Here is a 24312-nt window from a genome sequence, read left to right as displayed (position 1 = left end):
GTCTAGCCATCAGGAGCCATCCGCCATGCCCACCGACCGTTTCACCTTTCCCGGCTCGACCGGCGCCGATCTGGCCGCCCGGCTTGATATGCCGGACGGGCCGCATCTGGCGACCGCGATCCTGGCGCATTGCTTCACCTGCGGCAAAGACATCGCCGCGGCCCGGCGCATCTCCTCGCGTCTCGCGGCGATGGGGTTTGCGGTTTTGCGGTTTGATTTCACAGGGCTAGGGCATTCGGCGGGCGAGTTTGAAAACACCTCCTTCACCTCCAATGTGGGCGATCTTCTGGCCGCCGCTGAAACGCTGACTGCGCGCGGCATGCCGCCCGCGCTCCTAATCGGTCATTCGCTTGGTGGCGCGGCGGTTTTGCGCGCGGCAGGCCAGATCGAGAGTGTGAAAGCCGTTGCCACCATCGGCGCGCCCTTCGACCCAGGCCATGTCACCCATAATTTCGGCGATGCGCTCGACCGGATCGCCGCCGAGGGCGTGGGCGAGGTCAATCTGGGCGGACGCCCCATTCGGATCGGTCGCGGCTTCGTCGAAGATGTGAAGGCCGAGAATATCGAACCGGCGATTGCGAGCTTGAACAAAGCGCTTCTGGTCATGCATGCCCCGCGCGACGCCGTTGTGGGCGTCGAGAACGCAACGCAGATTTTCATCGCCGCAAAACATCCCAAAAGTTTCGTCACGCTCGACAGCGCTGATCATCTGGTGAGCCGCCCCGAAGACGCGGAATACGCCGCCGAGGTCATCGCCGCTTGGGTCGCACGCTATGTCAATCTGCGCCCACCCGCCCCGCCACCCGGCGCGCCCGAAGGGATCACGCGCGTGTCGGAGGCCAATTCAGATGGCTTCTTGCAGGATGTCCAAGCTGGCCCGTTCCACCACGCCTATGCGGATGAGCCGCTCAGCTATGGCGGCACGAACAAGGGTATGACGCCCTATCAATTCCTCGCCGCCGGGCTTGGTGCCTGCACCTCGATGACGATCCGGATGTATGCCCGCCGCAAAAGTTGGCCGCTGGATCATGTCTCGGTCGATGTCACCCATAATCGGGTCCATGGCCAAGACGCGGCAGGCCCGGCGATGCCGCTGGATCATTTCACACGGGCCATCACGCTGACCGGCGATCTGGATGCGGACCAACGGCAAAGACTGCTGGAGATTGCCGATAAATGCCCAGTTCACAAAAGCTTAGAGCAAAGCGCTAAGATTTCGACGGAGTTGGTCCAAGCGGCAGAAGTGGCGTTGACTTGATCTCTTCCATACTCAGAAGCGCGGTCACATTGTAAATCCGCACTTCCGAGATCAGCGCCTGATAAAACGCGTCATAGGCCCGCGCATTCGGCACCCGCACTTTCAGGATGTAGTCGATCTCCCCGGCCAACCGATGCGCCTCCATCACCTCGGGCCGGGCCTGCAGCGCGGCAAGGAAGGCCTGCTGCCATTCCGCCTCATGTTCCGATGTGCGGATCAGCACGAAAAAACACGCCTCGAGCCCAAGCGCTTCGGCATCCAAAATCACCGTTTGCCGCCCGATGATCCCGGCCTCTTTCAGCTTGCGAATCCGGGTCCAAACCGGGGTCTTGGACGAGCCGACTTCCTTGGCAATATCGTCCAGCGACCGGCTCGCATCCTCTTGCAAGGCCCGTAGGATTTTCCGGTCCATCTCATCGACCTGAACAGACATTCGCGCGCCCTTTCTTTGTCCAAACACGGCATTCGCTTTTTAGCGATGTACAGAACATGCGTTCCTATCTGCAAGCGTGATCTGCCAAATCTTGGGAAATTATTCTATCTATGACGGGTAATCGCAGCCAACAGGTCCCGTTCAGATGCAGCATTTTCCGATCTTCCTCGCCGTTGCTGGCCGCCGCATCGTCGTCTCCGGCGGAGGGGAGGCCGCGCTGGCCAAACTGCGCCTGTTGCTCAAGACCGAAGCACATCTGACGGTCTTCGCCGCAGACCCGGCGCAAGAGATCGTGGATTGGGCGGCCCAAGGCAAACTGACCCTTGCCAGACGCGCCTTGGCTGCAGGCGACGCCCTCTGCGCCGCGCTCTTTTACGCCGCCAATGAGGACGATGCCGAAGACGCCCGCGTGACCCGCCTTGCGCAAGCGGATGGCGCGCTGACCAACTGGGTCGACAATCTCGGCCAAAGCCAATTCATCACGCCTGCCATCGTTGACCGTGACCCCGTAACCGTGGCGATTGGCACCGAAGGCGCGGCCCCTGTTCTGGCGCGCGCGATCAAGTCCGACCTCGAAGCGCGCTTGCCTGTGCAGTTGGGTCTCCTGGCCCGGATCGGGAAAACCTTCCGCAAGGCGGTCGAGGCTCTTCCGATGGGGCGCCCGCGGCGCGATTTCTGGTCCGACTACTACTTCAAGACCGGGCCGGAAGCGCTCTCGCAAGAGGGCGAGGCCGGTATTCAAACCCGGTTGGACGCCCTCCTCTCCGACCATCTCTCGCGTGACAGCCAACCAGGCCGTGTCGCCTTGGTCGGCGCAGGCCCCGGCGATCCGGAACTGCTCACGTTGAAGGCCCGCCGCGCCCTCGATGAGGCCGATGTGGTGATCTACGACCGCCTCGTCGCACCCGAAATCCTTGAACTGGCCCGCCGCGAAGCCCTGATGATCAATGCCGGCAAGGAGGGGTTCGGCCCGTCGATGTCGCAAGACGAGATCTGCCGTTTGATTGTCGAGCATGCCGCTCAAGGGGCCTATGTGGTCCGCCTGAAATCTGGCGACCCCACGGTTTATGGCCGCTTGGACGAGGAAGTCGATGCGCTGGACGCAGCCGGTGTCGCCTGGTCGATCATTCCGGGGATCACCGCCGCGTCCGCCGCCGCCGCCGGCATCGGCCAAAGCCTCACCAAACGCGACCGGAACTCAGCGCTCCGGTTTCTGACCGGTCATGATGTGAAGGGCTTTGCCGAACATGATTGGCGTGGCCTCGCCCGCCCCGGCGAAGTCGCCGCGATCTATATGGCCAAGAAAGGCGCCCGCTTCCTGCAAGGGCGGCTTTTGATGCATGGTGCCGCGCCCAACACGCCCGTGACCATGGTCGAAAATGCCTCGCGCGCCGATGGCCAAACGCTCGCGACCACGCTGGCGCGCCTGCCTGCCGATATCGACGCCGCCAACATGTCCGGCCCCGCCATTCTGCTCTATGGCCTGGCGCCCCGCGATGCGGCGCTGGCCCTCCCGCAACTGCAAAAGGATCAAGCCTGATGCCCCGCCCCTTTACGCCGAAAGTCGTCACCGCCAACGCCCTTCTCGAAGGCGATGTGGTCTATCTGACCGAAGATGACCGCTGGACCCGAACGCTCACCGAGGCCGAGTTGATCGAAGACGAGGCCCATGCGCAGCTCCGCCTGCTGGATGCAGAGATGCAGCCGGACCGTGTGGTTGGCCCTTATCTGGCCGATGTCAAAGCCGGTCCACAAGGGCCAGAGCCGACCCATTTCCGCGAAGCTTTTCGCAGCCGCGGCCCGTCCAATTACCAGCATGGAAAGCAGGCGGGCGCCTGACACCCTATCCAAACGAATAGCGACCCTATGCCGAAGCCTTGCCCGCTATTCCGATAGACCCACCCGGCCCACACAGCCGCATGACATGCTCAAAATAACGCAACCGGAGCGATCCAGATGTACAGCTACAACGAGTTCGACACCGCCTTTCTTCAGGAGCGCAACGCGCAATTCCGGTCTCAGGTCGAGCGGCGCATCGATGGCTCCCTGACCGAAGACGAGTTCAAGCCGCTCCGTTTGATGAACGGGCTCTATCTACAGTTGCATGCCTATATGCTGCGCGTGGCGATCCCCTATGGCACGCTGAACTCCAGGCAGATGCGGCAGCTGGCGATGATCGCCGAGCGGTGGGACAAAGGCTATGGCCATTTCACGACGCGGCAAAATATCCAATACAACTGGCCGAAACTGCAGGACGTGCCAGATATGTTGGACGCGCTGGCCGATGTCGGCATGCATGCGATCCAGACCTCTGGCAACACGATCCGCAACGTCACGGCAGATCATTTCTCTGGTGCTGCCGCCGATGAGATTGCCGACCCGCGGCCAGTGGCCGAGTTAATCCGGCAATGGTCGACCGACCATCCCGAGTTCCAGTTCCTGCCCCGCAAATTCAAGGTCGCCGTCACCGGTAGCCCGAATGACCGCGCGGTGACCGCCGCTCATGATATCGGCATTCGCATCGTCGAGCGGCATGGCGAAATTGGCTATCAGATCCTCGTTGGCGGCGGGCTAGGTCGAACGCCGATGATCGGTAAGGTTTTGGCGGATTTCGTGCCGGGCGACGACCTGCTGCCCTATCTAGAAAGCATCGTCGCGGTCTATAATCTGCTTGGCCGTCGCGACAACAAATACAAAGCCCGGATCAAGATCACGGTGCATGAAACCGGCCTGGACGAGATCCGTCGCATGGTTGGGGATGAATTTGCCGCCCGCAAGCCCGCCTTTGCCGGGGTTGATCAAGAGATGTTATTGGAAATCACATCTCACTTTGCGCCACCACCCTTCGGATCTGCCGGTACTGGCGACTATGATAGCACATATGCAACAAATCCCGCGTTTCGCGCCTTTGTGGATACAAATGTGGATACCCATAAGCGGGATGGCTACGCGATTGTCTCGATCTCGCTGAAATCTCATGGTGCGACCCCGGGTGACGCAACCGCTGATCAGATGCGTGTGATGGCCGATTTGGCCGAAACCTATGCCCATGACGAGCTGCGTATTTCTCATGAGCAGAACGTAATCCTGCCGCATGTGCCGCATCGTCATTTACCCGCGATCTATGCGGCGCTGCGCGACGCGGGCCTCGCCACCGCCAATATCGGGTTGATCTCCGACATCATCGCCTGCCCCGGCATGGATTACTGCGCCCTGGCCACGGCCCGCTCGATCCCGATCGCGCAAGAGATCGCCACCCGGTTCGATGAGCTGGAGCTTGAACATGATGTGGGCCCGCTAAAGATCAAAATCTCCGGCTGCATCAATGCCTGCGGGCACCACCATGTCGGTCATATCGGCATCCTCGGCCTCGACCGGGCCGGAGTGGAGAACTACCAGATCACCCTTGGTGGTGACGGCACGGAAGATGCCAGCATTGGCGAACGGGCTGGCCCCGGCTTTGGTGCGGACGAGATCATTCCGGCCATTGAACGCTTGGTCTATGCCTATCTCGACCTGCGCGAGAGCCCAGACGAGACCTTCCTGCAAAGCTATCGCCGCCTCGGCCTCGCGCCGTTCAAAGCTGCGCTTTACCCGGCGGAGGCCAAGGCCGATGCCGCTTGACGCCCCTGTCTCCACACGCGCCGCGTTGCTCAACACGCGCTATCGCCACCATTCGGCGACCGCTGTGTTGCGCCATGCGTTGAGTGACCCAGATACGGGCCGGATCGCTTTGGTCAGTTCTTTTGGGGCGGAATCGGTGGTGCTGCTGCATATGCTCGCGGAGATCGACCGCGCGACACCGGTTCTGTTCATCGACACCGAAATGCTGTTTCCGGAAACACTCGCTTACCAGCAAGAGCTCGCGGCCCATCTCGGCCTGGAAGACCTGCGGATCATCCGCGCCAGCCAAACCAGCCTGGCGGCGCATGACCCCGATGGCGATTTGCACCAGACCGACCCTGACGCCTGCTGCACTTTGCGCAAAACCGTGCCGCTGAACCACGCGCTGGCCCCGTTTGACGCCTGGATCACCGGCCGGAAACGGTTCCAAGGTGGACAGCGCGCCGCCTTGCAGTTCTTCGAAGAAGAGGGTGGTTTACGCATCAAGATCAACCCATTGGCCCATTGGTCACCTGAGGACGTCCAGGATTATATGATCAACAACCGCCTGCCGCGGCATCCGTTGGTTGCCAAGGGCTATCCGTCGATCGGTTGTGCGCCTTGCACCAAGCCGGTGGCCGCCGGCGAAGACCCACGCGCCGGGCGCTGGCAGGGCCAGGACAAAGACGAGTGCGGCATTCATTTCGTCGACGGGCGCATGGTGCGCGGCCCGCTAAAACAGGCGTCGTGATGGCGCCGATAAAGACAGTTTGGACAACGAAAAGAGGCACGAAATGACCGATCCGGTTTTGGTGCGTGACACAGGTTTTGAAACGGACGATTGGACCGGCGGATTTGCCGCTTTGGCCGACGGGCTCGCCGCCAATTGCGGCGGTGTGGATATCGCGTCCGATGATGATATCCAGCCTCTGGCCGACACCCTCGACCAGATCGTGATGATCCGCATCGCCTTCCCCAGCTTTGCCGATGGTCGGGGATTTACCCTTGCCCGGCAACTCCGCACGCTTGGCTACACCGGCCGCCTCCGTGCGGCGGGCCATGTTCTGGCCGATCAATACGCCATGGCGCGGCGGGCCGGATTCGACGAAGTGGAAATCAGCGCCGAGCTGGCCGCGCGCCAGCCGGAAGCCCAATGGCAGGCCCGCGCCAATTGGCAGGCGCATCACTACCAGGCGCGCCTGCGCGGCTGATCGCCCCTTTCCCTGATCCAGATCAATGCCTAAGACAAAGGGCGGCTGCTAAAGCCGTGATATGAGTATGACCGAGCAAACCCCCGTGACACAAACCGCCGCAAAGCCCGTTCCCACCCTGCCCGACGCCCAGATCGTGACACATGTCAAACACTGGACGGATCGGTTGTTTTCCTTCCGCGTGACGCGGCCTGCCAGTTTGCGGTTCCGCTCGGGCGAATTTGTGATGATCGGGCTGATGGGCGACCCGGATCCGAAGACCGGGAAGCAAAAACCGCTCCTGCGCGCCTATTCCATCGCCTCACCCTCCTGGGATGATGAGCTGGAGTTCTATTCGATCAAGGTCCAAGATGGCCCGCTGACCAGCCGCTTGCAGCATATCCAACCCGGTGATGAGATCATCCTGCGCCCCAAACCCGTGGGCACGCTGGTGCATGACGCGCTTCTGCCCGGCAAACGCATCTGGTTTTTCGCCACCGGCACCGGGTTTGCCCCCTTCGCAAGCCTCCTGCGCGACCCGCAGACCTATGAGGATTATGACGAGATCATCCTCACCCATACCTGCCGCGAGGTTGGCGAGCTGGCGTACGGCGCAGAGGTGATCGATACGATCCGGAATGACGAGATGCTGGCCGAGCTGATGGGCGAAGGCTTCCACGAGAAGCTGCGCTATTACCCGACCACGACCCGTGAAGAGAGCCCGAAAATGGGCCGGATCACCGATTTGATGCGGTCCGGCGAGGTATTTGCCGATCTGGGCGTGGCCCCGCTTTGCCCCGAAAATGACCGGGCGATGATTTGCGGCAATCTCGCATTCAATCTCGAGCTGAAAGAGATGCTGGAGGAATACGGGTTGGAGGAAGGCGCCAATTCGAAGCCGATGCAATACGTCGTTGAAAAGGCGTTTCTGGACTAAGCCCCGCGCCGCGCGGTCAATCTACACGGTATCGGGGCGATGGCCGCTTGGCCGAACAGCGTCGATTCTCGCGGGCTATCTTCCCTGACCGCATAACGGATGGTCAGGTCGCGAGACGCTGGCTTGGTGCCTTGAGCACAGGTTTGGGAGGCGGATATGAACAGCATCCAGGACATGTCCCTGATCGATCTCGCGACCATCATCAGCGGGTTTGGCACCGCAATTGCTGCCCTCGTCGCGGTGATTGGTGTTGTCATTGCCATCGTCCAAGTCCGCTCGTACCGCTCGGTTCAAAGCGAAAACATGGCGAAAAGCCTCTTTCGAGATTATCTCAAGGAGGCGCTCGAACGGCCGGACCTTCTTTCGCCGGATCATGAGAAACTGGCCGAGGCGGGCCGCATGGTCGAATACGAGCTGTTCGTCGCGCATATGCTTTATTCGCTCGACGCGGTCCTCGCCAACACGCACTCAACCGAATGGCGCGAGGTGGCTCGCGGTGAATTGGCCCGCCATATGGTGTTCCTCAACTCCTACGAGTTTCAGAAACAACGCCAATACTACTCGGTGGAACTCATTCAGATCATTGACGAAAACCGCGCCTCTGAGACGTAGAGCAGGTCTTTCGGTCGATCAGCTGCGGCCCCAAGCCAGCGCAAGACAGGTTCAGCCAAGAAAAAACCCGCGCTGATGTGGCGCGGGTTTCTACATTGTCGAACAGGGTTTGGCTTAGAGACCAAGCGCCTCGCGGACCTGAGTCACAACGCCCTCGACCAGCTCTGGGTTGTCACGCGCGCCTTCGATGGCAGTGCTGAGCGTGGTTTTCATCACCGGGTTCAGGTCGGAACCATCAACCGCGGCCAGGGCGGCATCGGCATCAAACCCATCCACCGTCAGGATCGAGGCCAAGTCGGGGGTGGCGGCCTCAACCGCATCGGTGACGGCCTCCGTCGCGGTCTCAGTCGCTGCTTCAACTTCTGCGGCAGCGGCCTCTGCGGCGGCCTCTGCTTCCGCAGCTGCGGCTTCGGCGGCGGCGGCCGCTTCGGCTTCCGCAGCGGCGGCGGCCTCGGCAGCAGCTTCTTCGGCGGCGGCGGCAGCCTCTGCAGCTGCGGCTTCCGCTTCCGCAGCAGCGGCCTCTGCGGCGGCGGCAGCTTCGGCTTCGGCAGCAGCGGCGGCCTCTGCAGCAGCGGCGGCTTCCGCTTCAGCGGCGGCAGCAGCTTCGGCGGCGGCGGCTTCTGCTTCCGCAGCGGCGGCCTCGGCCTCGTCGGTTACTGTTTCAACAGCGTCTTCAACCGCATCGGCCATCGGAGCTTCATCGCCAACTTGGGTCAGGAAATACCCCCCTACGGCCACGGCAAGAAGCACAACAACAATGATAATAATTCGGTTCATTTTAGTCCCCCAAAGATGTTCAAACGGATACGAGTCCGCACATAGGCGCAGTCCAAAGCCCGCACAATGGGAAACCGCGGCCCTCGCTCCCCTCGGCAAGCGCTCGCTTGGGTTTCGTCTTGAACGCAGGCCAATCGACAGTTAGGTTCGGGGCCTGATTTGATTGGCTACAGAAGGAAAAATCCAATAGCCCGCAGACCCCATAACGCGCCGCCCACGCGCGAAACCGGCCCCCGCGTCAATGACCGCATTCGGGCCACTGAAATACGCCTTATTGGCGCCGAAGGTGAAAATGTCGGCGTTGTATCGCCCGCGCGCGCCATGGAACTGGCCGACCAAGCCGGTTTGGACCTGGTTGAGATCTCGCCCAATGCCGATCCGCCAGTGTGTAAAATCATGGATTTCGGCAAGTTCAAATATGAACAGCAAAAGCGCGAATCCGAGGCGCGGAAGAAGCAGAAAATCATTGAGGTGAAGGAGGTGAAGTTTCGCCCCAACACCGACACCCATGATTACGAAGTGAAAATGCGCAACGTCACCCGTTTTTTGGAAAACGGCGACAAGGTGAAGGTCACCTTGCGGTTCCGGGGCCGTGAAATGGCGCACCAGAATCTCGGCCGCGAGCTTTTGGAGCGGGTGGCTGAGGATGTCGAGGGGTTGGGCAAGGTGGAAAACATGCCCAAGATGGAAGGCCGCCAGATGGTCATGATGATCGGGCCCGCCAAGTAATCCTTTGATGAGACGCTGAAAAAGAGGCGCGTGCGGGTCTGACCCCGCCGCGCCTTTTTTCTGGGGCTACCCGCGTGCCCGCGCCGGGTTGCCGACCACGGTCTGGCCGGCCGCGACGTCTCGTGTGACAACAGACCCGGCCCCAACAATCGCGCCGTCCCCAATGGAAACGCCCGGCAGCAGGATCGCGCCGCCGCCAATCCAAACATCGGTACCAAGCGTCACCGGCTTTGCAACTTCCCACCCTGCGGCGCGGCGCTCCGGATCATGATCATGCTCGGCGCAGTAAATATGCACCGCCGGCCCCAACATTGACCGCGATCCAATTGTCACTGGTGCGGTGTCGAGTATCACACAGTCCGCGTTGAGGTAGACCTGATCGCCCAAGGAAATGTTCACGCCATAAGCGCAGTGAAACGGGGCCTCGAGCGTCACATCCGCCCCCACATCGGCAAACAGCGCCCGCAGCATCGGCGCCATCGCTCCGCGCGCATCTGGATCCATCGTTGCATGTTGATGCACCGCACGCCGCGCGGCTTTGCGCATCTCTTCCAGTTCATCGTCAAGGCAGCGATACCACTCTCCCGCCGCCATTTTTTCCCGCTCGCTCAATGCCATAGCTTAGCCATCCTCCTGCGCCCGCCACTCTCGAACCGAGGCGGCCATTTCGGCTTTCAACCACTCTGTGAACTGCGCAATCGCGCGCGCCCGAAGGCCCGATTGCCGCGTGATCACCCAGTAATGAACCCCCGTCGCCGGGCGTTCCGGGAACGGCGCCACCAACTGCCCCATACCGAGCGCCGGGCAAGCCAGCGTCTCCCACGCCAGGAAAACCCCCTGCCCCGCAATTGCCGCGTCGAGGCAGAGCGAGGCATCGGCATAGGTCGGCCCCTCGCCCAAAATCTCCGGGCTGATCCCTTGCGCGCCCAGCCAGACATCCCAGCCAAACAGCGCCTCGTTCTCGCGGATCACCGGAACCTTGGCCAAATCCTCTGGGCGTTTGAGCTTGGCCGCGATCTCCGGGGTGCAGACTGGAAAGACCCGTTGATCCAAGAGCTTATCCGCCTTCACCCCGGGCCATCCGCCGCGCCCAACCCGGATACACACATCGACATCCGCCTCATCGGGATTGACCAGCGCCATATCCGGCTCAACCCGGACCCGAATATCAGGATGCAGCGCATGAAAACTGCTCAACCGCCAGACAAGCCAGCGGCTGGCGAAGATCGGCGCGACGGAGACCACCAACCGATCCTCCTGACCGCGCCCGGCGAGGCGAATAGCGGTGGCAAGCTCGGCCATGCCCCGGCTCAGGTGCACCAAAACCTCCTCGCCCGCCGCAGTTGGCTGCATCCCCCCGGCGTTCGGTGAAAAAGCGTTCGGCCAAGCGCGGTCTCAGTCTTCTTGACCTGCTGGCTAACGGCGCCGACGGAAACCCCAAGCTCTTCGGCGGCGGGTTGCAACCCTTTAAGGCGGCCGACCGCCTCGACCGCCCTTAGGCCAGAGAGATGGACGCGGTTCAGTTCAAGCATTTAGTTTTCCTAAAGATGACTTGGCGCATTCTCCATAACATGAGGCTGAAAGGAAGCGTATGTCTATAGCCATGTTACAGACACTCTCCCTCTCCTCCTTCCTTCGGCCCTGGCGCGTGTCGCGCGAGCCGTCGCCGCGCTGCCGCTGGCGGCGGGATCCGTTGTCTCATCCTGATATCGCTCGGATGGATAAACGCGAGTTGGCCGATCTGCCGATCGATCCCTATTGGATTGATCCTGAATAAGAAAAGCCCCGCCGGGTTGGCGGAGCTTTTCATGGTTCCAAAACAGTCGATTTAAGCGGCAGCGACAGCCCGCCCGGTCATCACCTTGACCAGATGCGCCCGGTAATCGCCGGACCCATGGAGGTCAGAAATCATACCCTCCCCGGAGAGGTTCAAACCCGCAATCGCATCGGCGGAGAAGTTGGCCGACAGGGCCGCCTCCGCCTCAGACCAGCGGAACACGCCCTCTTCAGACGCACCGGTCACCGCCACGCGGACGCCAGAGGCATATTTCGCGACAAACACGCCGACGAGGGCGAAGCGCGAGGCTGGCTGCACGAATTTCTGGTAATTCGCGGCCTCAGCCACCGGGAAGCGCACCTCTGTGATGATCTCGCCGTCATGCAGGGCCGTGGTGAACATGCCCTCGAAGAAGTCATCCGCGGCGATCTCGCGGGTATTGGTCTTGATCGTGGCCCCCGTCCCGAGCGCCGCCGCCGGATAGCAGGCGGAGGGGTCATTATTGGCGAGGCTCCCGCCAACGGTGCCGCGATTGCGCACCGCCGGGTCACCGATCCGGCTGGCCAATGCCGCCAGCGCCGGGAAATGCGCTGCCGCTTCGGCCTCGACCACCGCGTGCGGCGTCGCGCCGCCGACGCAGACCTCGCCCGCATCGCTCAGACACACGCCCTGCATCTCGGAAATGCCCGTGAGGCTGACCAGGGTCGCGGGCGCGGCCAGCCGTTGTTTCATGGTTGGGATAAGCGTCTGCCCGCCCCCCAAAGCCTGTGCTTCTTCGCCCTGAAGCGCCGAGGCCGCCTCATCGATGCTGCTTGGGCGTGTAAAGTCGAAATTATACATCGTTTTCTCCTAGCGAAGCGGTAACCACCGCTCCATTGTTCGAAATGGTAAATCTGGCCCGCAGTCTTGCAGGCCAGATAAGCCCTAACCTTGCATCGCCTGCCAGACCCGCGATGGGCTGAGCGGCATGTCGATATGGGTGACATCATGCCCGCCCCGTTGCAGCGCGTCGACCACCGCATTGACGACCGAGGGCGGCGAACCAATCGCGCCCGCCTCGCCGCAGCCTTTTACTCCCAAGGGATTATGGGTGCAGGGCGTCGCGCAGGAATGATCCACCTGATAGAACGGCACATCATCGGCGCGTGGCATGGTGTAATCCATGTAGGAGGCGTTCACCATTTGGCCGTTTTCGTCATAGACCGCCTGCTCCAACAGCGCCTGACCGATGCCTTGCGCCACGCCGCCATGGACCTGGCCCGAAACGATCATCGGGTTGATGATATTGCCGAAATCATCGGCCGCCGCGAAGGACACCACGTCGACCTTGCCGGTCTCGGCATCGACCTCCACCTCGCAGGCATAGGCGCCGGCGGGATAGGTGAAGTTGTTGGGGTCATAAAACGCCGTTTCTTCCAAGCCCGGCTCGATCTCTTCCAGCGGATAGTTATGCGGCACATAGGCGGCGAGCGTCACATCACCCCAAGCCACGGATTTATCTGTGCCCGCAACCGAGAACTGGCCATCCTTCAGCTCGATATCGCCTTCGGAGGCCTCCATTAAATGGGCCGCGATCTTCTTGGCCTTATTGATGATCTTTTCAGTCGCCCGCACCATGGCCGAGCCACCAACCGCGATGGAGCGAGACCCATAGGTGCCCATGCCCATCGGCGTATTGGCCGTGTCGCCATGGACCACTTCGACCATGCCTTCATCGATCCCGATCATATCGGCGACGACTTGGGCGAAGGAGGTTTCATGCCCCTGCCCGTGGCTATGGCTGCCGGTCATCACCACCAGACCGCCGGTTGCATTCACCCGCACCGTAGCGCTTTCATAAAGCCCGGCGCGCGCGCCAAGCTGCCCCACCAGGGCCGATGGCGCGATGCCGCAGGCCTCGATATAGCAATTCACGCCAAGGCCCCGGAGCTTGCCATTGGCGGCGCTTTCCGTGCGCCGCGCCTCGAACCCGTCACGGTCGATCATCTCCAGAAGCTTGTCCAAGGTGGCGTTGTAATCGCCCGTGTCATACTCGACCGCCACCGGCGTGGCATAGGGGAACTCGGTCACGAAATTCTGCCGACGGAGCGCGATCGGATCGACCCCAAGCTCGCGCGCCGCTTTGTCGATCACGCGTTCCAGTTGGAAGGTCGCTTCGGGCCGCCCGGCGCCGCGATAGGCATCGACCGGCACCGTGTTGGTGAACACCGCCTTCACATTCACATAGATCAGCGGCGTCTTGTAATTGCCCGCCATCAACGTGCCATGCAGCCAAGTCGGCACCGAGGGCGCGAAGGTCGAAAGATAGGCCCCCATATTGGCATATGTCTCGGTGCGGACCGCAGTGAAGTTATTGTCGCCATCGAGCGCCAGCTCGATCTTGGTGACGTGATCGCGGCCATGTGCGTCCGAGATGAACGCCTCGGACCGCGAGCAGGTCCATTTCACCGGGCGTTTGATCGCCTTGGCGGCAAAGGTACAAAACGCCTCTTCGGCATAGTGAAAAATCTTCGAGCCAAAGCCGCCGCCGACATCGGGCGCCACCACGCGGAGCTTATGCTCCGGAATGCCGAGCACGAACGCGCCCATCAGAAGCCGGATCACATGCGGGTTCTGCGACGTGGTGTAGAGCGTCGATTCATCGGTGCCCGGCGCGTAATCGCCAACCGCCACACGCGGCTCCATCGCATTGGGCGCCAGCCGCTGGTTGACCAGTTCAAGCGTGGTCACATGGGCCGCCGCCTCAAACGCCGCATCGGTCGCCGCCTTGTTCTCTTCAACGAAGCCCCAGTCATAGCAGAGGTTGTTGTCCAACTCGTCATGGACCTTGGGCGCGCCATCGTTCAGCGCCGCCTTCATGTCGATCACGGCGGGCAACTCGTCGATATCCATTTCGATCGCTTCGGCCGCTGTTCGGGCTTGCGCCGCACTCGGCAACAACGGCGGCAATCGGATCGCCCACATGGCGCACCTTGCCCTGGGCCAGGATCGGATGGGCCGGTTCCTGCATCGGCTGCCCATGCTTGTCGGTCACCTGCCAGCCGCAGGGCATCCCGCCGACGCCTTCGAAATCGGCACCGGTGAAGACCCGGATCACGCCCGGCATGTTCTGGGCCACGGAAGTGTCGACCTTGTTGATCTTCCCATGGGCCAAATCCGAGCGCAGGAAATGCACATAGGCCTGACCATGAAGATTGATGTCATCGGTATAGCGCCCCTGCCCGGTCAGAAACCGCACATCCTCGCGCCGTTTGGAACTTGCGCCTATGCCACTGTCTTTCGGCATGGTCGTCCTCCCTTATGCTGTCTGCCTCCGGCACCGCCACCATAGGGGGCCTGGAGGGATATTCTTGCGGGGCGCGTGGGTGTGTATGGCCCCGTCCTCTTTCGGCTCGTCGGTCGGTCCACCGCGCCCTCCTCCGACGCGACGTGTCGACCTCACTCCGCGGCGATGGCCGAAACGTCTTGCCCCGAGGCCGCCATGATCGCCTTCACGATGTTATGGTAGCCGGTGCAGCGGCAGATATTGCCTTCGAGATACTCGCGGATCTCCGCCTCGGTCGGCGTCGGGTTGTCTTTCAACAAGGCCGCCGCCGACATCACCATGCCCGGCGTACAGAACCCGCATTGCAACCCGTGATGGTCCTGGAATGCCTGCTGGATCGTGCCAAGCGAGCCATCGGGGTTCGCCATGCCTTCGATTGTCGTGACCTCCGCGCCATCCACTTCGGCGGCGAAAACGGCGCAGCTTTTCACCGTGCCATCCACATGCACCACGCAAGCCCCGCATTGACTGGTATCGCAGCCCACATGGGTGCCGGTCATGCCTTGGCCTTCGCGCAGAAACTCAACGAGCAATGTTCGTCCTTCTACGTCGCCGGAAACGGCCGCGCCGTTTACCGTCATCGTGACCTGGGTCATCCAATTCCTCCCTTGGTTATCGACCTATCCAAGCATGGAATCCCCGAAACGCAAAAGAGAATTTCTGTGCATTTCCCGACAGTACCGTCACGACTTGTCGGAGGAGGCGCACCACCCGTCGAGACCGGCACCTGTGGTAACCATATCTTGCGGCGATTTGCGGCAAACCGAGTGCTCGTGGGTGGACCAGACAAAGGGCATCGCACTCCAAATGGAAAGCGCTGTGCCAGGAGGCAAATGGAAGTTGGCCAAGCGGACTTTGCTGCCATTTGCTGCGCCGGGCATGAAGGCCTGCTTGCGGCAACGCAGACCAATCCCGGCACACTAACACCTTAGGCACCGCGCCGGAGAATGCGCATGATGGGCCCCTGCTTCCACATGGCTAGGCCGCTTAGAACGAGAGCGGGTGTGACGACGTATAGGATCAAGGCAGTAAATGCGGTGTTCGCTGACCAAGGCGAATAGAGGTATGTGCCGATGATCAGTCCACCAATGATGTGGAACCAACGCAAGTAGGTGCGGAGCGATGCGGCTGTCATGGGTTTGACCTTTCGTTTTGGAACTGTCATCCATGTAACTATGCAGCGCTAACTTTGCAATGCTTAGTTTAGGGGAAATGCCATGAATGACAGTGCCTATCATCACGGAGATCTGCGCGTCGCCTTGCTAGACGCCGCCGAGGACGATCTAAGGCGCACCCCTGACGCAGTTCCCAGCATTCGGGCACTCGCGGCGCGGCTCGGCGTCAGTGCCACGGCACCACACGCCCATTTCCGCACGAAATCTGATCTTATGACCGCCCTCGCAGTACGCGGGTTCGAGCGCCTTGCATCGGACCTGAAAGAAACACGGCATGACACGCCTGACCTAACGGCATTGGCCGAAGCGTATATGGTCTTCGCAGCCGATAACCTGGGTTTGTACCGGCTCATGTTCGCCACGGGCACGCGTGTCGAATACGACGAGAAGCTTCGCCAAGTGTCCCGAGCGGCTTACGACATGCTTAGGGATACCGTAAGAGAAGTGTTTCCAGAAGCAACGGCCATTGAGCAGAAAGAGCGAACACTTGCTGCGTGGGGCGTTGTGCACGGCTTGGCTTCTCTTGCTGCAGAGGGGCGGATATCAGCCGATACACTGGACGACCGGTCTCCTCGCAATCTTGCCCGGCTAGCCGCCAGGCTTGTCGAAGGCAGGACTTAGGCGGTGGCCGGAACAGGCATGAACTCTGGTCTAGACCGAGAGGTCACGAATCCGACGCATCAGACCGCTTCAAACTGAGCCACGGCTAAGTCTGCGTTGATGTGCGAACCGAGAAGAAAGCGGTCATTCGCGGGCGTTACAGAATTCGTCACTTTGGCCTCAAGACTCCCCTCCCTTCACCGGACGTCGCCTCGGGTGGTTATTCCAAGGCTCGTGTTGTCGTCCACAACCTGCATGACAGTCGCACCTCACAGCACTGTAAGAGCACGCCAGGGGATGTGTTGCTGACAGGACTTGCAGACATTACCTGCCCGCGCGGTCATCATATTCGTCAATTCAGTTGAGAATGACTCGCAAATAGGCTACCCTCATATATCAGCCAGACAGTGTTCCCGCCAGCAAACCCCAAAGCACGTGTGAGGAAGACGATGATCGGCAAATTCATCCCCTATGCGATATTGGCAGTTGTCACTGGCGCCGCTCTATGGCGAGACGCGCCCTACGCGACCCTTCTGCTCATCATGCTGATGATGGCTTGGTACACAATCCGCATGATGCTCACCAGCGACGCGCGCCCCAACGTCAGGGAAGAGCGCGACGCGAAACGCGAGCGCTTGCTCACGTCTGCGGTGGGTGTCGGCATGATCTTTGTCCCGCTCATCGCCCTGGGCACGCCAGTGTTTGATTCTGCTGCCTATTCCCCTATCCCCGGCCAATTCTTGTTGGGCGGTCTGTCGGGCCTCGCGGGTCTTTATGTGTTCTGGCGCTCCCATGCCGACCTTGGCCAGCTCTGGTCAGCCCATCTGGAACTGCGCGAGGGCCACACTCTTGTGACGAGCGGTATCTACAGCCGCATGCGTCATCCAATGTACACCGCGATCTTCCTGATTGTGACCGCCCAAGCGCTGTTGTTGACCAATTGGTTCGCTGGTCCAGCCGGGCTTGTGGTTTTCACGCTTCTTTATGCGCTCCGCATCGGGGCGGAAGAGCGGATGCTAGCCGATCAGTTTGGTCCGGAATGGGAGGCTTACGCCCGCCGCACGCCCCGCCTTCTCCCCCGACTCCGCGCGTGACGGCCTCGCCAGGTCGAGCCGTCCGGCCTCCCCGTCCCATCCGCATATCACACACTCGACCGCCGCGACCAATACGACGATTGAGCCCTATTTCGGGCGTTTCTCTCGCGGTTGCGGCCGCGAAGGGATCTCCTTCAACAGGCCGCCGACACCCATCGCCGCGATATCGGCGCTGGTCACCTCCAAACCGCAGGCGACCCGCTCCAGCACCCAATCCGCGCCGTTCAGCGCAGGCGACCGGGCACATCCCGGCAAACCGATGACCGGCTGGTCACCCAAATCCCCCAAAAACAGCAGATTGCCAGGGTCCACCGGCATCCCGAACCGGGTCAACACGCCCCCCGCCGCGATCAGCCCCGCAGGGGCCACATCCGCGGGATCAGACGTGGCAGAGGCTGTGAGGATCAGCGCCATATCAGCGCCGGACTCGCCCAAGGCCGCCGCGATGGCAGCGGTGTCATGGCCGACGATCTCGATCCGCTTCAAATCAACCCCAAGCGCCTGCAACCGCCCAGCAACAGCGCGAACGCCCTTGTCCTCGGGGCTGGCCGGCGCGCCGGGCCCTGGGTCACAATCAAATCCGCGCTTTGCCGTTGCACCCGTTCGCGCCACAGCGCGCCGCGCGCGACGGCTACCGCCCGGTCGAGCGCGGCTTTCGGCACCGCGTAAGAGATGATCTTCACCGTGCCGACCATCATCTTTTCGGTGACCCGTTGATGCTCCGGCACAGTGGCCAGGGTGATCATCGGATCGACCGCGTTCAGTTCCGCAATCGCTTCGGCGTCCAACCCCACCACACCCAGCCCGCTGGCCCTGATATTCACCCGGCCCGTGAACGGCGTCTCAACGATGAGCCCTGCTGCCGCCGGATCAGGAACCAGCGCCGCGGCCAGCGCTCCGGCAGCGGTATCTTCATCCACATCGCCAGGCTCCAATTGCGCGACAATCACCTCCGCCCGCCCGGCGTCTTTCAGCGCCGAGAGATCGGCACCGGTCAGCACCCGCCCCTTGCGGAGCCGCCCGCCGGGCAGCGCCAAGGAATGCGCCAAAACCGACCCCTCCGCTTGATCCACTGGCACCGGCCCGAACTTCATCCCTGGCGCAGCCTTCGGGTGATCTCCGCCATAATCGCCACGGCGATCTCTGCCGGGTTTTGCGCCCCAATATCGAGTCCCACCGGCGCATGAATCCGCGCGATGACATCCTCGGCGATCCCCGCCTCCGTCAGCCGCGCGACCCGTTTGCCATGGGTCCGGGACGAACCAAGACAGCCGAGATAAAACACATCCGAGGCCAGCGCTGCCTCAATCGCCGGATCATCCAATTTCGGATCATGGGTCAACGTCACCACCGCCGTGCGCGCATCAAGGCCAAGCTCGGTCAGCGCCTCATCCGGCCAAGCTTCCAAAATCCGTTCCCCCGGAAACCGCGCTTCGGCTGCGAAAGCCGGGCGTGGGTCAACCAATACCGGATCATACCCCGCCATCCGCGCCATCGGCAAAAGCGCCTGCGCGATATGGACAGCGCCGACGACGACCATGCGGAGGGGTGGGTTGTGGATGCCGATATAGCGATCCCCGTCCAACCCCGAGCGATCGGCGCGGACTCGATCCGCGACCTCAGGATCACCCGCCGCAACCAACTGACGCGTCCCCGCCGTCACATCGACAACGTACGCCACCGCCTGACGCGCCGCGCGGGCATCGACCAAAGCCTCCAACATCTCCACCGGCAGGACCCGGCCCACCGGCTCCACCAAAACCTTGATTGTGCCACCACAGGCTAGACCGACGGCGAAAGCCTCATCATCACTGACCCCAAATTCCAGAAGCTGCGCGTCTCCCGCCTCCAGCGCCTCCATGGCCTCGACCACCACGGCGCCCTCAACACAGCCCCCCGAGACGGACCCCTCCATCTCCCCTTCTGACGACACCACCAACTGACTGCCCGCACGGCGCGGCGCGCTGCCCCAGGTTTCGACCACAGTTGCCAAAACGGCCCCCTTGCCCGCCCGATGCCATTCCAGCGCCAGTTCCGGCATTCGCTCTCCGCTTTCGGCCATCGCCACCTCCCACATCGCGTTTCGCTTCGGAGCCGCCCTCGCATGAGACAGTCAGGACGAAAACCAGACGCGGCTGCAAGGAAAATCGCCGAGGGGCCCCAGAATGGGGAGACGGCTATTTTGCTTGCAGGCGGGGCTGGGCTTTTGTCAGGACAGCCTCACGCGCGGGCAGGCCCGTAAGCGATATTCGCTTTGGTGGGCCCCGAAGCGCCCTTCAAACAAAAACAACGCGCCGCAAGGCGCTCAATTTCACAACAGATCACGCCGCCAGCCAGCGCATCAACCGCGCCTTCTCTCCGAGATCATCGGGGCGCGATAAGGCCTCCGCCAACCCCTCCAATGCCGCGATATTGTGACCTGCCCGGAACACATCCACATGCGGCAGCATCGCCCGGATACCGGCGGCTTTCGGCGCAAACCCCTCCCACCGCAGCAGCGGGTTCAGCCAGATCACCCGCCGGGCCGACAGATGCAGCCGCTCCATCTCGCGCGCCAAGGCATCGGCATCATCCCGGTCGAGCCCATCGGTAATCAACAACACCACCGCCCCCTGCCCCAGAACCCGCCGCGACCAATCGCGATTGAACGCATGCAGGCACGCACCGATCCGCGTCCCGCCTTCCCAATCCTGCGCCTCCGCGCCAGCCGCCGCCAGCGCGGCATCCACGTCGCGCGCGGCCAAATGGCGGGTGATATTGGTCAGACGCGTGCCGAAGGTAAACGCATGTACCTTGGCCCATCCCGCCCCTTTCTGGTTCGCCACCGCATGGAGGAAATGCAGCACCGCGCGGGAGTAAGACGACATCGACCCGGAGATATCACAAAGACAGACCAGATTGGGCCAGCGGATGCGCCGTGCCTTCATCTCGAATCCGGTGATCTCCCCGCCTTGGCGCATCGCGGCCCGCATGGTCCGGCGCCAATCCGGTAGCGCCCCGTGGCGTGCGGCCATCGTGCGGCGGCTTTTTAAGGGCCGGATCGGCAGGCTCAGGCGCGCCAGCATCCGTTTCGCCTCCGCCAGCTCGGCATTGGACATCTGCTCGAAATCCAGGCTCCGCAAGCGCTCCTCGGCGGACATGGTCAGAGAGGCATCCACCTCAATCTCGGTGCCTTGGTCCTTCCCGTCGCCCATCTCCGGCAGATCACGCGCCACCCCATCGAGCAGCGCTTCTGCGGCGCGCTTCTCCGCCGGTTTTACCGCGCGCTCTTCCGCCACGCCCCGGATCGCCGGCAGCATCATCGACATCATATGCTCCAGATACTGCGGGTCACGCCAATAGAGCCGGAAGATCTGTGTAAAGGCCGCGCGATGTTCGGGCCGCGAGGTGAAACAGGCCTGGAGCGTATAGAAAAAATCGGCACGCTCGGTGAACCCCGCCGCCTCGACCGCCCGGATCGCCTCAACCACCCGGCCCGGCCCCGCTGGCAACCCCGCGGCGCGCAGCGCCCGGGCGAAATGGGTGATGTTATGGGTCAGCTTTGGGGCTTCCGGCAGTTCGAGCGCATGATGTTCAACCATAGAGACCCTCCGGCAGGCCCGACCTGTCGCGCTCACTGATAACGATATGATCCATCCAATCGCGCATTGGATCGCTCCTCATTTCGTCAACTCGCCGACCTAGTGCCGCACCGATCGGCTCGACGCTTGGTCTTGCGGCATTGTTGCAGTCCAGGACAGAGAGGACGCTTTTTCAACTACGCCGCCTGCGTTTCCGCTCTCACTTCATCCAGAATCCGCTTCGCCTCAGAGCCCTGCAGTTTCTGGATATCGTCCTGATACTTCAAAACCGCCCCCAAAGTGTCGGCAATGACTTCAGGGCTGAGATCAATCACATCCAGCGCCAGCAGACATTTGGCCCAATCAATCGTCTCGGCCACGCCGGGACGCTTGAACAGATCCTCGGTGCGGAGCTTTTGCACAAACCCCACCACCTCGTGGCTCAACGCATCCGCCGCTTCGGGCACGCGTGCGGCGATGATATCCATCTCGCGCGCAAAATCCGGGTAGTCGACCCAATGATAGAGGCAGCGCCGTTTCAGCGCGTCATGCACCTCTCGGGTGCGGTTCGAGGTCAAGATCACGATCGGCGGCTCCGGCGCTTTGATTGTGCCAAGCTCTGGAATCGTCACCTGAAAATCAGACAGCGCTTCCAGAAGGAACGCCTCAAACGGCTCATCGGTCCGATCCAACTCGTCGATCAACAAGACCGGCGCGCCCCTCGCGTCGGCGCGCATCGCCTCAAGCAGGGGCCGCTCGATCAGATAATCGGCAGAGAACAGCGCCTCTTGCAGCACGTCTTTGTCGGCCCCGCCCGCGGCCTCGGCCGCGCGGATCGCGACCATCTGCGCGGCGAAGTTCCACTCATAGACCGCACTGGACGCATCCAGACCCTCATAACACTGCAATCGGATCAGGCGACGACCAAGTGAGGCCGCTATGGCTTTGGCGATTTCGGTTTTGCCAGTGCCGGCCTCCCCTTCCAAAAACAAGGGGCGCCCCAGCTTCAGCGCCAAAAACACCACGGTGGCGAGCGAACGGCCACAGACATAGTTCTCTGCCGCCAAGGCGCGTTGCACGTCATCGATGGATTGCATGGCCTGTCCTCCTCCCGCGCCATCAAGGCCTCCGCGAGAGAGGGCGTCAAGCCCCGGCCTCCGTTCGCGAAACAATCTATCCACAACCTTTGTGCCTTTAACCCTTCGACTCGCGTTAAGAATTTGGTAACTCTTTCTCGTCGAATTGCCACGCCTCGCGCCCAGCTTCGCCATAGTTGGCCGAGACAACACGTCCGAATACCGAGAAGATGTAAGAAGAGCTAATGAGTGCCAACCCTGCCCCCCAGCCACACCATACCTCCCGTCAAGCTTGGCTTGCCCATCTGACCGAAATCGGTCGGGGCCACGGTTTCTTTGAGCGGATTGGCAGCCGGCATTCGGCGCTGTTCGTGCAAGAAGGCAGCACGCTTTTGGTCAGTTTCGACGAGGCCGGGCGCGTTTATAACCATACATCGGATGGCCTGCCCTTGGGCTTCGACGCGGTGCAGCGGCGGGAATGGTCACTTCTGAATATCATGGCCTCGGGCCAAAGCTGGTTTCGCGATGCGGATCTCTATCAGTTTTTCGACAGGCTGGTGGATGAGGATTTCTTCGAAAACTTTGATCGCGTGATTTTTCTGGGCTGCGGCCCGATGTGCGGCTATGCGGCCTGCGCGTATTCGGTCACGGCACCCGGTGCACGGGTCTTGGCGCTCAACCCTGCGGCCACGCTTGACCGTGAAGACGCGCCGTTTGAACCGCGCTTTCGCACAGCGCGGCGGTTGAACTTCACCGACCGCTATGGCTATGCCCCCTATATGCTTGAGGGCGCGGCCCAGGCCACGGTTCTTTACGATCCCTATGAGCCGCTCGCCGCCGCCCATGCCGCGCTCTATCGTGGAAGCAATGTGCAACGCATTCCGATGCGGTGGGTCGGGTCCGATCTACAAACCTTCTTGCAGAGCGATGGCGCGCTTGATCGTGTGTTGCAAGCCAAGTCTCGCGGAAAACTCACCCCCCTGCGTTTTTCACAGATCACGCGAAACACGCGCCGTCGAAATGCAGCATATCTTGTCAAGCTGATCGGTTTGGCATTGGGTCGTGGTCACCCCGAACTCGCTCGAACAGTGGCAAGATTCGGCGCAAAAGAAACCCAAGACCCGCGCTTCACCGATTATCTGGCGAAGCTCGACGGGCAGAAACCGTCAGAGCCCGCCCTCCCGGGTTAGAAACCGCACGATTTCGTCGACGCCGACGCCGTTCCGAAGCTCTGCCATCACAAATGGCAGATCACCGCGCGCGGTTTTGGCATCGCTCTCAAGCAGGTCCACATCCACCCCCACATGGGGCGCAAGATCGGTTTTGTTGATGATCAGCAAATCCGACCGCGTCAGGCCCGGGCCTTTCTTGCGCGGAATGTCTTGGCCCGCCGCCGTATCGATCACATAGAGTGTCAGATCAGCCAATTCCGGGCTGAAAGTGGCCGCCAGATTGTCGCCGCCCGACTCGATGAAGATCACATCCAGATCGGGCAGTTTGGCGCGAAACTCGGCCACCGCAGCCAGATTGATCGAGGCATCTTCGCGGATCGCCGTATGCGGGCACCCGCCGGTTTCGACCCCTTTGATCCGGTCAGCGGGCAAGACTTGGGCGCGCAGCAGATACTCCGCATCCTCGGCGGTGTAGATGTCATTGGTGATCACCGCGACCGAATGATCCGCCGCCATCGCGCGGCAAAGCTGTGCGGTCAGTGTGGTCTTGCCCGCGCCCACCGGGCCGCCGATGCCAACCCGCAAGGGCCCATTTGAATTGCTCATGCCTCATCCTCTTCTTCTGCTGAAAACACCTCAAGTGCAGCGTTCAACCCGTTGATTGCGCTTGGAAACCCGCCATAGAGCGCCATCTGCCAGATGACCTCGGCGATCTCTTCCTGGCTCAAACCCGCCTTGCGCCCCCCGGCAATGTTCACCTTGAGTTGCGGCGCGGTTTGGCCGCCCAAAGCGGTCAACGCTGCAATCGTCGCCAGATAGCGCTCCCTGAGCGGCAATCCGGGTCGGGCGTATTGACGCCCATAGGCAAAATCGACCACGCCCTCCGCCATACCCGGCAGCAGATGGCCGTACCGCGCCTCAAGCGCGGCTTCCATGCCAGGGTTCAGGTTTTCGGATAAGGCGCGCCCCACCTCAGTTGTGTCCGGCATTATTC

Annotated in this window: 25 protein-coding genes and 2 pseudogenes; 13 read left to right on the top strand and 14 right to left on the bottom strand. The window is 61.7% G+C overall.

Features of this window, described 5'->3' with window-relative positions:
• Nucleotides 1-25 precede the first annotated feature (25 nt).
• Nucleotides 26-1258, top strand: a complete 1233-nt coding sequence (locus tag QTA57_RS12240) for a bifunctional alpha/beta hydrolase/OsmC family protein (RefSeq protein ID WP_290151721.1) — start codon at nt 26-28, stop codon at nt 1256-1258.
• On the opposite strand, the gene QTA57_RS12235 is transcribed toward QTA57_RS12240, so the two are convergent.
• Nucleotides 1209-1691 carry an Lrp/AsnC family transcriptional regulator gene (locus QTA57_RS12235; RefSeq protein WP_290151719.1) on the bottom strand — a complete coding sequence of 161 codons (483 nt, stop codon included), beginning with the start codon at nt 1689-1691 and terminating at the stop codon, nt 1209-1211. The genes QTA57_RS12240 and QTA57_RS12235 overlap by 50 nt on opposite strands.
• Before the next feature lie 145 nt (nt 1692-1836).
• Between QTA57_RS12235 and cysG the strand changes: the two genes are divergently transcribed.
• The 7 genes from cysG to QTA57_RS12200 all read left to right on the top strand — a co-directional run bounded on the left by cysG (nt 1837) and on the right by QTA57_RS12200 (nt 8033).
• Nucleotides 1837-3231, top strand: coding sequence for a siroheme synthase CysG (cysG, locus tag QTA57_RS12230; RefSeq protein ID WP_290151718.1), 1395 nt, complete (start codon nt 1837-1839; stop codon nt 3229-3231).
• The gene (locus QTA57_RS12225) at nt 3231-3530 is read left to right on the top strand and encodes a DUF2849 domain-containing protein (RefSeq protein WP_290151716.1); all 300 of its coding nucleotides are present in this window, start codon (nt 3231-3233) and stop codon (nt 3528-3530) included. Before cysG ends, QTA57_RS12225 begins: the two co-directional genes overlap by 1 nt.
• 117 nt (nt 3531-3647) lie before the next feature.
• Nucleotides 3648-5315, top strand: a complete 1668-nt coding sequence (locus QTA57_RS12220) for a nitrite/sulfite reductase (RefSeq protein WP_290151714.1) — start codon at nt 3648-3650, stop codon at nt 5313-5315.
• On the top strand, nt 5305-6045 hold the full coding sequence (locus tag QTA57_RS12215) for a phosphoadenylyl-sulfate reductase (RefSeq protein ID WP_290151713.1): 741 nt from the start codon (nt 5305-5307) through the stop codon (nt 6043-6045). Before QTA57_RS12220 ends, QTA57_RS12215 begins: the two co-directional genes overlap by 11 nt.
• A gap of 43 nt (nt 6046-6088) precedes the next feature.
• Nucleotides 6089-6505, top strand: a complete 417-nt coding sequence (locus tag QTA57_RS12210; RefSeq protein ID WP_290151711.1) for a DUF934 domain-containing protein — start codon at nt 6089-6091, stop codon at nt 6503-6505.
• Nucleotides 6506-6572: 67 nt separating this feature from the next.
• Nucleotides 6573-7421, top strand: a complete 849-nt coding sequence (locus tag QTA57_RS12205) for a ferredoxin--NADP reductase (RefSeq protein WP_290151710.1) — start codon at nt 6573-6575, stop codon at nt 7419-7421.
• 156 nt (nt 7422-7577) lie between these two features.
• Complete coding sequence (locus QTA57_RS12200) at nt 7578-8033, top strand: hypothetical protein (protein ID WP_290151709.1); 456 nt, start codon at nt 7578-7580, stop codon at nt 8031-8033.
• A gap of 114 nt (nt 8034-8147) precedes the next feature.
• On the opposite strand, the gene QTA57_RS12195 is transcribed toward QTA57_RS12200, so the two are convergent.
• Nucleotides 8148-8810 (bottom strand): hypothetical protein, encoded by a 663-nt coding sequence (locus QTA57_RS12195; RefSeq protein ID WP_290151706.1) that lies wholly within the window; start codon nt 8808-8810, stop codon nt 8148-8150.
• 159 nt (nt 8811-8969) lie between these two features.
• Here QTA57_RS12195 and infC point away from each other — a divergent pair, with 159 nt between their 5' ends.
• A complete protein-coding gene (infC, locus tag QTA57_RS12190; protein WP_216364969.1) occupies nt 8970-9539 on the top strand; it encodes a translation initiation factor IF-3 in 570 nt (189 codons plus the stop codon).
• A 66-nt stretch (nt 9540-9605) separates the two neighbouring features.
• On the opposite strand, the gene QTA57_RS12185 is transcribed toward infC, so the two are convergent.
• The 3 genes from QTA57_RS12185 to QTA57_RS18645 are packed head-to-tail and all read right to left on the bottom strand — an operon-like array spanning nt 9606 to nt 11071.
• Nucleotides 9606-10157, bottom strand: coding sequence for a sugar O-acetyltransferase (locus QTA57_RS12185; protein ID WP_290151705.1), 552 nt, complete (start codon nt 10155-10157; stop codon nt 9606-9608).
• 3 nt (nt 10158-10160) lie between these two features.
• On the bottom strand, nt 10161-10892 hold the full coding sequence (locus tag QTA57_RS12180) for a LysR substrate-binding domain-containing protein (protein ID WP_290151703.1): 732 nt from the start codon (nt 10890-10892) through the stop codon (nt 10161-10163).
• The gene (locus tag QTA57_RS18645; RefSeq protein WP_407933477.1) at nt 10850-11071 is read right to left on the bottom strand and encodes a helix-turn-helix domain-containing protein; all 222 of its coding nucleotides are present in this window, start codon (nt 11069-11071) and stop codon (nt 10850-10852) included. Before QTA57_RS18645 ends, QTA57_RS12180 begins: the two co-directional genes overlap by 43 nt.
• 71 nt (nt 11072-11142) lie before the next feature.
• Here QTA57_RS18645 and QTA57_RS12175 point away from each other — a divergent pair, with 71 nt between their 5' ends.
• Nucleotides 11143-11316 carry a hypothetical protein gene (locus tag QTA57_RS12175; protein ID WP_171558672.1) on the top strand — a complete coding sequence of 58 codons (174 nt, stop codon included), beginning with the start codon at nt 11143-11145 and terminating at the stop codon, nt 11314-11316.
• Between the two features lie 51 nt (nt 11317-11367).
• Here the strand turns inward: QTA57_RS12175 and QTA57_RS12170 are convergent, their stop codons facing one another.
• From QTA57_RS12170 to QTA57_RS12160, 3 genes and pseudogenes are all read right to left on the bottom strand, one after another.
• Nucleotides 11368-12156, bottom strand: coding sequence for an FAD binding domain-containing protein (locus tag QTA57_RS12170; RefSeq protein ID WP_290151701.1), 789 nt, complete (start codon nt 12154-12156; stop codon nt 11368-11370).
• A gap of 84 nt (nt 12157-12240) precedes the next feature.
• Nucleotides 12241-14602 (bottom strand): annotated as a pseudogene (locus tag QTA57_RS12165) (xanthine dehydrogenase family protein molybdopterin-binding subunit).
• Between the two features lie 152 nt (nt 14603-14754).
• Nucleotides 14755-15237 (bottom strand): (2Fe-2S)-binding protein, encoded by a 483-nt coding sequence (locus tag QTA57_RS12160; protein ID WP_290151699.1) that lies wholly within the window; start codon nt 15235-15237, stop codon nt 14755-14757.
• Between the two features lie 621 nt (nt 15238-15858).
• Between QTA57_RS12160 and QTA57_RS12155 the strand changes: the two genes are divergently transcribed.
• Nucleotides 15859-16437, top strand: coding sequence for a TetR/AcrR family transcriptional regulator (locus tag QTA57_RS12155; RefSeq protein ID WP_290151505.1), 579 nt, complete (start codon nt 15859-15861; stop codon nt 16435-16437).
• A 428-nt stretch (nt 16438-16865) separates the two neighbouring features.
• On the top strand, nt 16866-17510 hold the full coding sequence (locus tag QTA57_RS12150; RefSeq protein ID WP_290151698.1) for a protein-S-isoprenylcysteine O-methyltransferase: 645 nt from the start codon (nt 16866-16868) through the stop codon (nt 17508-17510).
• Between the two features lie 87 nt (nt 17511-17597).
• Here QTA57_RS12150 and QTA57_RS12145 read toward each other — a convergent pair.
• The 4 genes and pseudogenes from QTA57_RS12145 to QTA57_RS12130 all read right to left on the bottom strand — a co-directional run bounded on the left by QTA57_RS12145 (nt 17598) and on the right by QTA57_RS12130 (nt 22167).
• Nucleotides 17598-18604: pseudogene (locus QTA57_RS12145) on the bottom strand (molybdopterin-binding protein).
• Entirely contained in the window at nt 18601-19572 is a 972-nt protein-coding gene (locus tag QTA57_RS12140; protein ID WP_290151697.1) for an XdhC family protein, read from the bottom strand. Before QTA57_RS12140 ends, QTA57_RS12145 begins: the two are co-directional and overlap by 4 nt.
• A gap of 259 nt (nt 19573-19831) precedes the next feature.
• Nucleotides 19832-21091 carry a vWA domain-containing protein gene (locus tag QTA57_RS12135; RefSeq protein WP_290151696.1) on the bottom strand — a complete coding sequence of 420 codons (1260 nt, stop codon included), beginning with the start codon at nt 21089-21091 and terminating at the stop codon, nt 19832-19834.
• A gap of 176 nt (nt 21092-21267) precedes the next feature.
• Nucleotides 21268-22167, bottom strand: coding sequence for an AAA family ATPase (locus tag QTA57_RS12130; RefSeq protein ID WP_290151695.1), 900 nt, complete (start codon nt 22165-22167; stop codon nt 21268-21270).
• Between the two features lie 224 nt (nt 22168-22391).
• Here QTA57_RS12130 and QTA57_RS12125 point away from each other — a divergent pair, with 224 nt between their 5' ends.
• Nucleotides 22392-23336, top strand: coding sequence for a phosphoadenosine phosphosulfate reductase (locus QTA57_RS12125; protein WP_290151693.1), 945 nt, complete (start codon nt 22392-22394; stop codon nt 23334-23336).
• Here QTA57_RS12125 and ureG read toward each other — a convergent pair.
• Both ureG and QTA57_RS12115 read right to left on the bottom strand, forming a co-directional pair.
• Nucleotides 23313-23924, bottom strand: a complete 612-nt coding sequence (ureG, locus tag QTA57_RS12120; RefSeq protein ID WP_290151692.1) for an urease accessory protein UreG — start codon at nt 23922-23924, stop codon at nt 23313-23315. The genes QTA57_RS12125 and ureG overlap by 24 nt on opposite strands.
• On the bottom strand, nt 23921-24307 hold the full coding sequence (locus QTA57_RS12115) for a carboxymuconolactone decarboxylase family protein (RefSeq protein WP_171559157.1): 387 nt from the start codon (nt 24305-24307) through the stop codon (nt 23921-23923). The genes ureG and QTA57_RS12115 overlap by 4 nt, the downstream gene beginning before the upstream one ends.
• Nucleotides 24308-24312: the final 5 nt, after the last annotated feature.

Source organism: Fontisubflavum oceani (assembly GCF_030407165.1).
Classification (GTDB): Bacteria; Pseudomonadota; Alphaproteobacteria; order Rhodobacterales; family Rhodobacteraceae; genus Rhodophyticola; species Rhodophyticola oceani.
The sequence above is the reverse complement of the archived record's forward strand: the minus strand, read 5'-3'. Positions and strand labels throughout refer to the sequence as shown.

Excerpts from the sequence above, each read along its gene's own strand:
- QTA57_RS12240 (WP_290151721.1), top strand. The coding sequence starts at position 26 with ATGCCCACCGACCGTTTCACCTTTCCCGGCTCGACCGGCGCCGATCTG.
- QTA57_RS12235 (WP_290151719.1), bottom strand. The coding sequence starts at position 1,691 with ATGTCTGTTCAGGTCGATGAGATGGACCGGAAAATCCTACGGGCCTTG.
- cysG (WP_290151718.1), top strand. The coding sequence starts at position 1,837 with ATGCAGCATTTTCCGATCTTCCTCGCCGTTGCTGGCCGCCGCATCGTC.
- QTA57_RS12225 (WP_290151716.1), top strand. The coding sequence starts at position 3,231 with ATGCCCCGCCCCTTTACGCCGAAAGTCGTCACCGCCAACGCCCTTCTC.
- QTA57_RS12220 (WP_290151714.1), top strand. The coding sequence starts at position 3,648 with ATGTACAGCTACAACGAGTTCGACACCGCCTTTCTTCAGGAGCGCAAC.
- QTA57_RS12215 (WP_290151713.1), top strand. The coding sequence starts at position 5,305 with ATGCCGCTTGACGCCCCTGTCTCCACACGCGCCGCGTTGCTCAACACG.
- QTA57_RS12210 (WP_290151711.1), top strand. The coding sequence starts at position 6,089 with ATGACCGATCCGGTTTTGGTGCGTGACACAGGTTTTGAAACGGACGAT.
- QTA57_RS12205 (WP_290151710.1), top strand. The coding sequence starts at position 6,573 with ATGACCGAGCAAACCCCCGTGACACAAACCGCCGCAAAGCCCGTTCCC.
- QTA57_RS12200 (WP_290151709.1), top strand. The coding sequence starts at position 7,578 with ATGAACAGCATCCAGGACATGTCCCTGATCGATCTCGCGACCATCATC.
- QTA57_RS12195 (WP_290151706.1), bottom strand. The coding sequence starts at position 8,810 with ATGAACCGAATTATTATCATTGTTGTTGTGCTTCTTGCCGTGGCCGTA.
- QTA57_RS12185 (WP_290151705.1), bottom strand. The coding sequence starts at position 10,157 with ATGGCATTGAGCGAGCGGGAAAAAATGGCGGCGGGAGAGTGGTATCGC.
- QTA57_RS12180 (WP_290151703.1), bottom strand. The coding sequence starts at position 10,892 with ATGCAGCCAACTGCGGCGGGCGAGGAGGTTTTGGTGCACCTGAGCCGG.
- QTA57_RS18645 (WP_407933477.1), bottom strand. The coding sequence starts at position 11,071 with ATGCTTGAACTGAACCGCGTCCATCTCTCTGGCCTAAGGGCGGTCGAG.
- QTA57_RS12175 (WP_171558672.1), top strand. The coding sequence starts at position 11,143 with ATGTTACAGACACTCTCCCTCTCCTCCTTCCTTCGGCCCTGGCGCGTG.
- QTA57_RS12170 (WP_290151701.1), bottom strand. The coding sequence starts at position 12,156 with ATGTATAATTTCGACTTTACACGCCCAAGCAGCATCGATGAGGCGGCC.
- QTA57_RS12160 (WP_290151699.1), bottom strand. The coding sequence starts at position 15,237 with ATGACCCAGGTCACGATGACGGTAAACGGCGCGGCCGTTTCCGGCGAC.
- QTA57_RS12155 (WP_290151505.1), top strand. The coding sequence starts at position 15,859 with ATGAATGACAGTGCCTATCATCACGGAGATCTGCGCGTCGCCTTGCTA.
- QTA57_RS12150 (WP_290151698.1), top strand. The coding sequence starts at position 16,866 with ATGATCGGCAAATTCATCCCCTATGCGATATTGGCAGTTGTCACTGGC.
- QTA57_RS12140 (WP_290151697.1), bottom strand. The coding sequence starts at position 19,572 with ATGGCCGAAAGCGGAGAGCGAATGCCGGAACTGGCGCTGGAATGGCAT.
- QTA57_RS12135 (WP_290151696.1), bottom strand. The coding sequence starts at position 21,091 with ATGGTTGAACATCATGCGCTCGAACTGCCGGAAGCCCCAAAGCTGACC.
- QTA57_RS12130 (WP_290151695.1), bottom strand. The coding sequence starts at position 22,167 with ATGCAATCCATCGATGACGTGCAACGCGCCTTGGCGGCAGAGAACTAT.
- QTA57_RS12125 (WP_290151693.1), top strand. The coding sequence starts at position 22,392 with ATGAGTGCCAACCCTGCCCCCCAGCCACACCATACCTCCCGTCAAGCT.
- ureG (WP_290151692.1), bottom strand. The coding sequence starts at position 23,924 with ATGAGCAATTCAAATGGGCCCTTGCGGGTTGGCATCGGCGGCCCGGTG.
- QTA57_RS12115 (WP_171559157.1), bottom strand. The coding sequence starts at position 24,307 with ATGCCGGACACAACTGAGGTGGGGCGCGCCTTATCCGAAAACCTGAAC.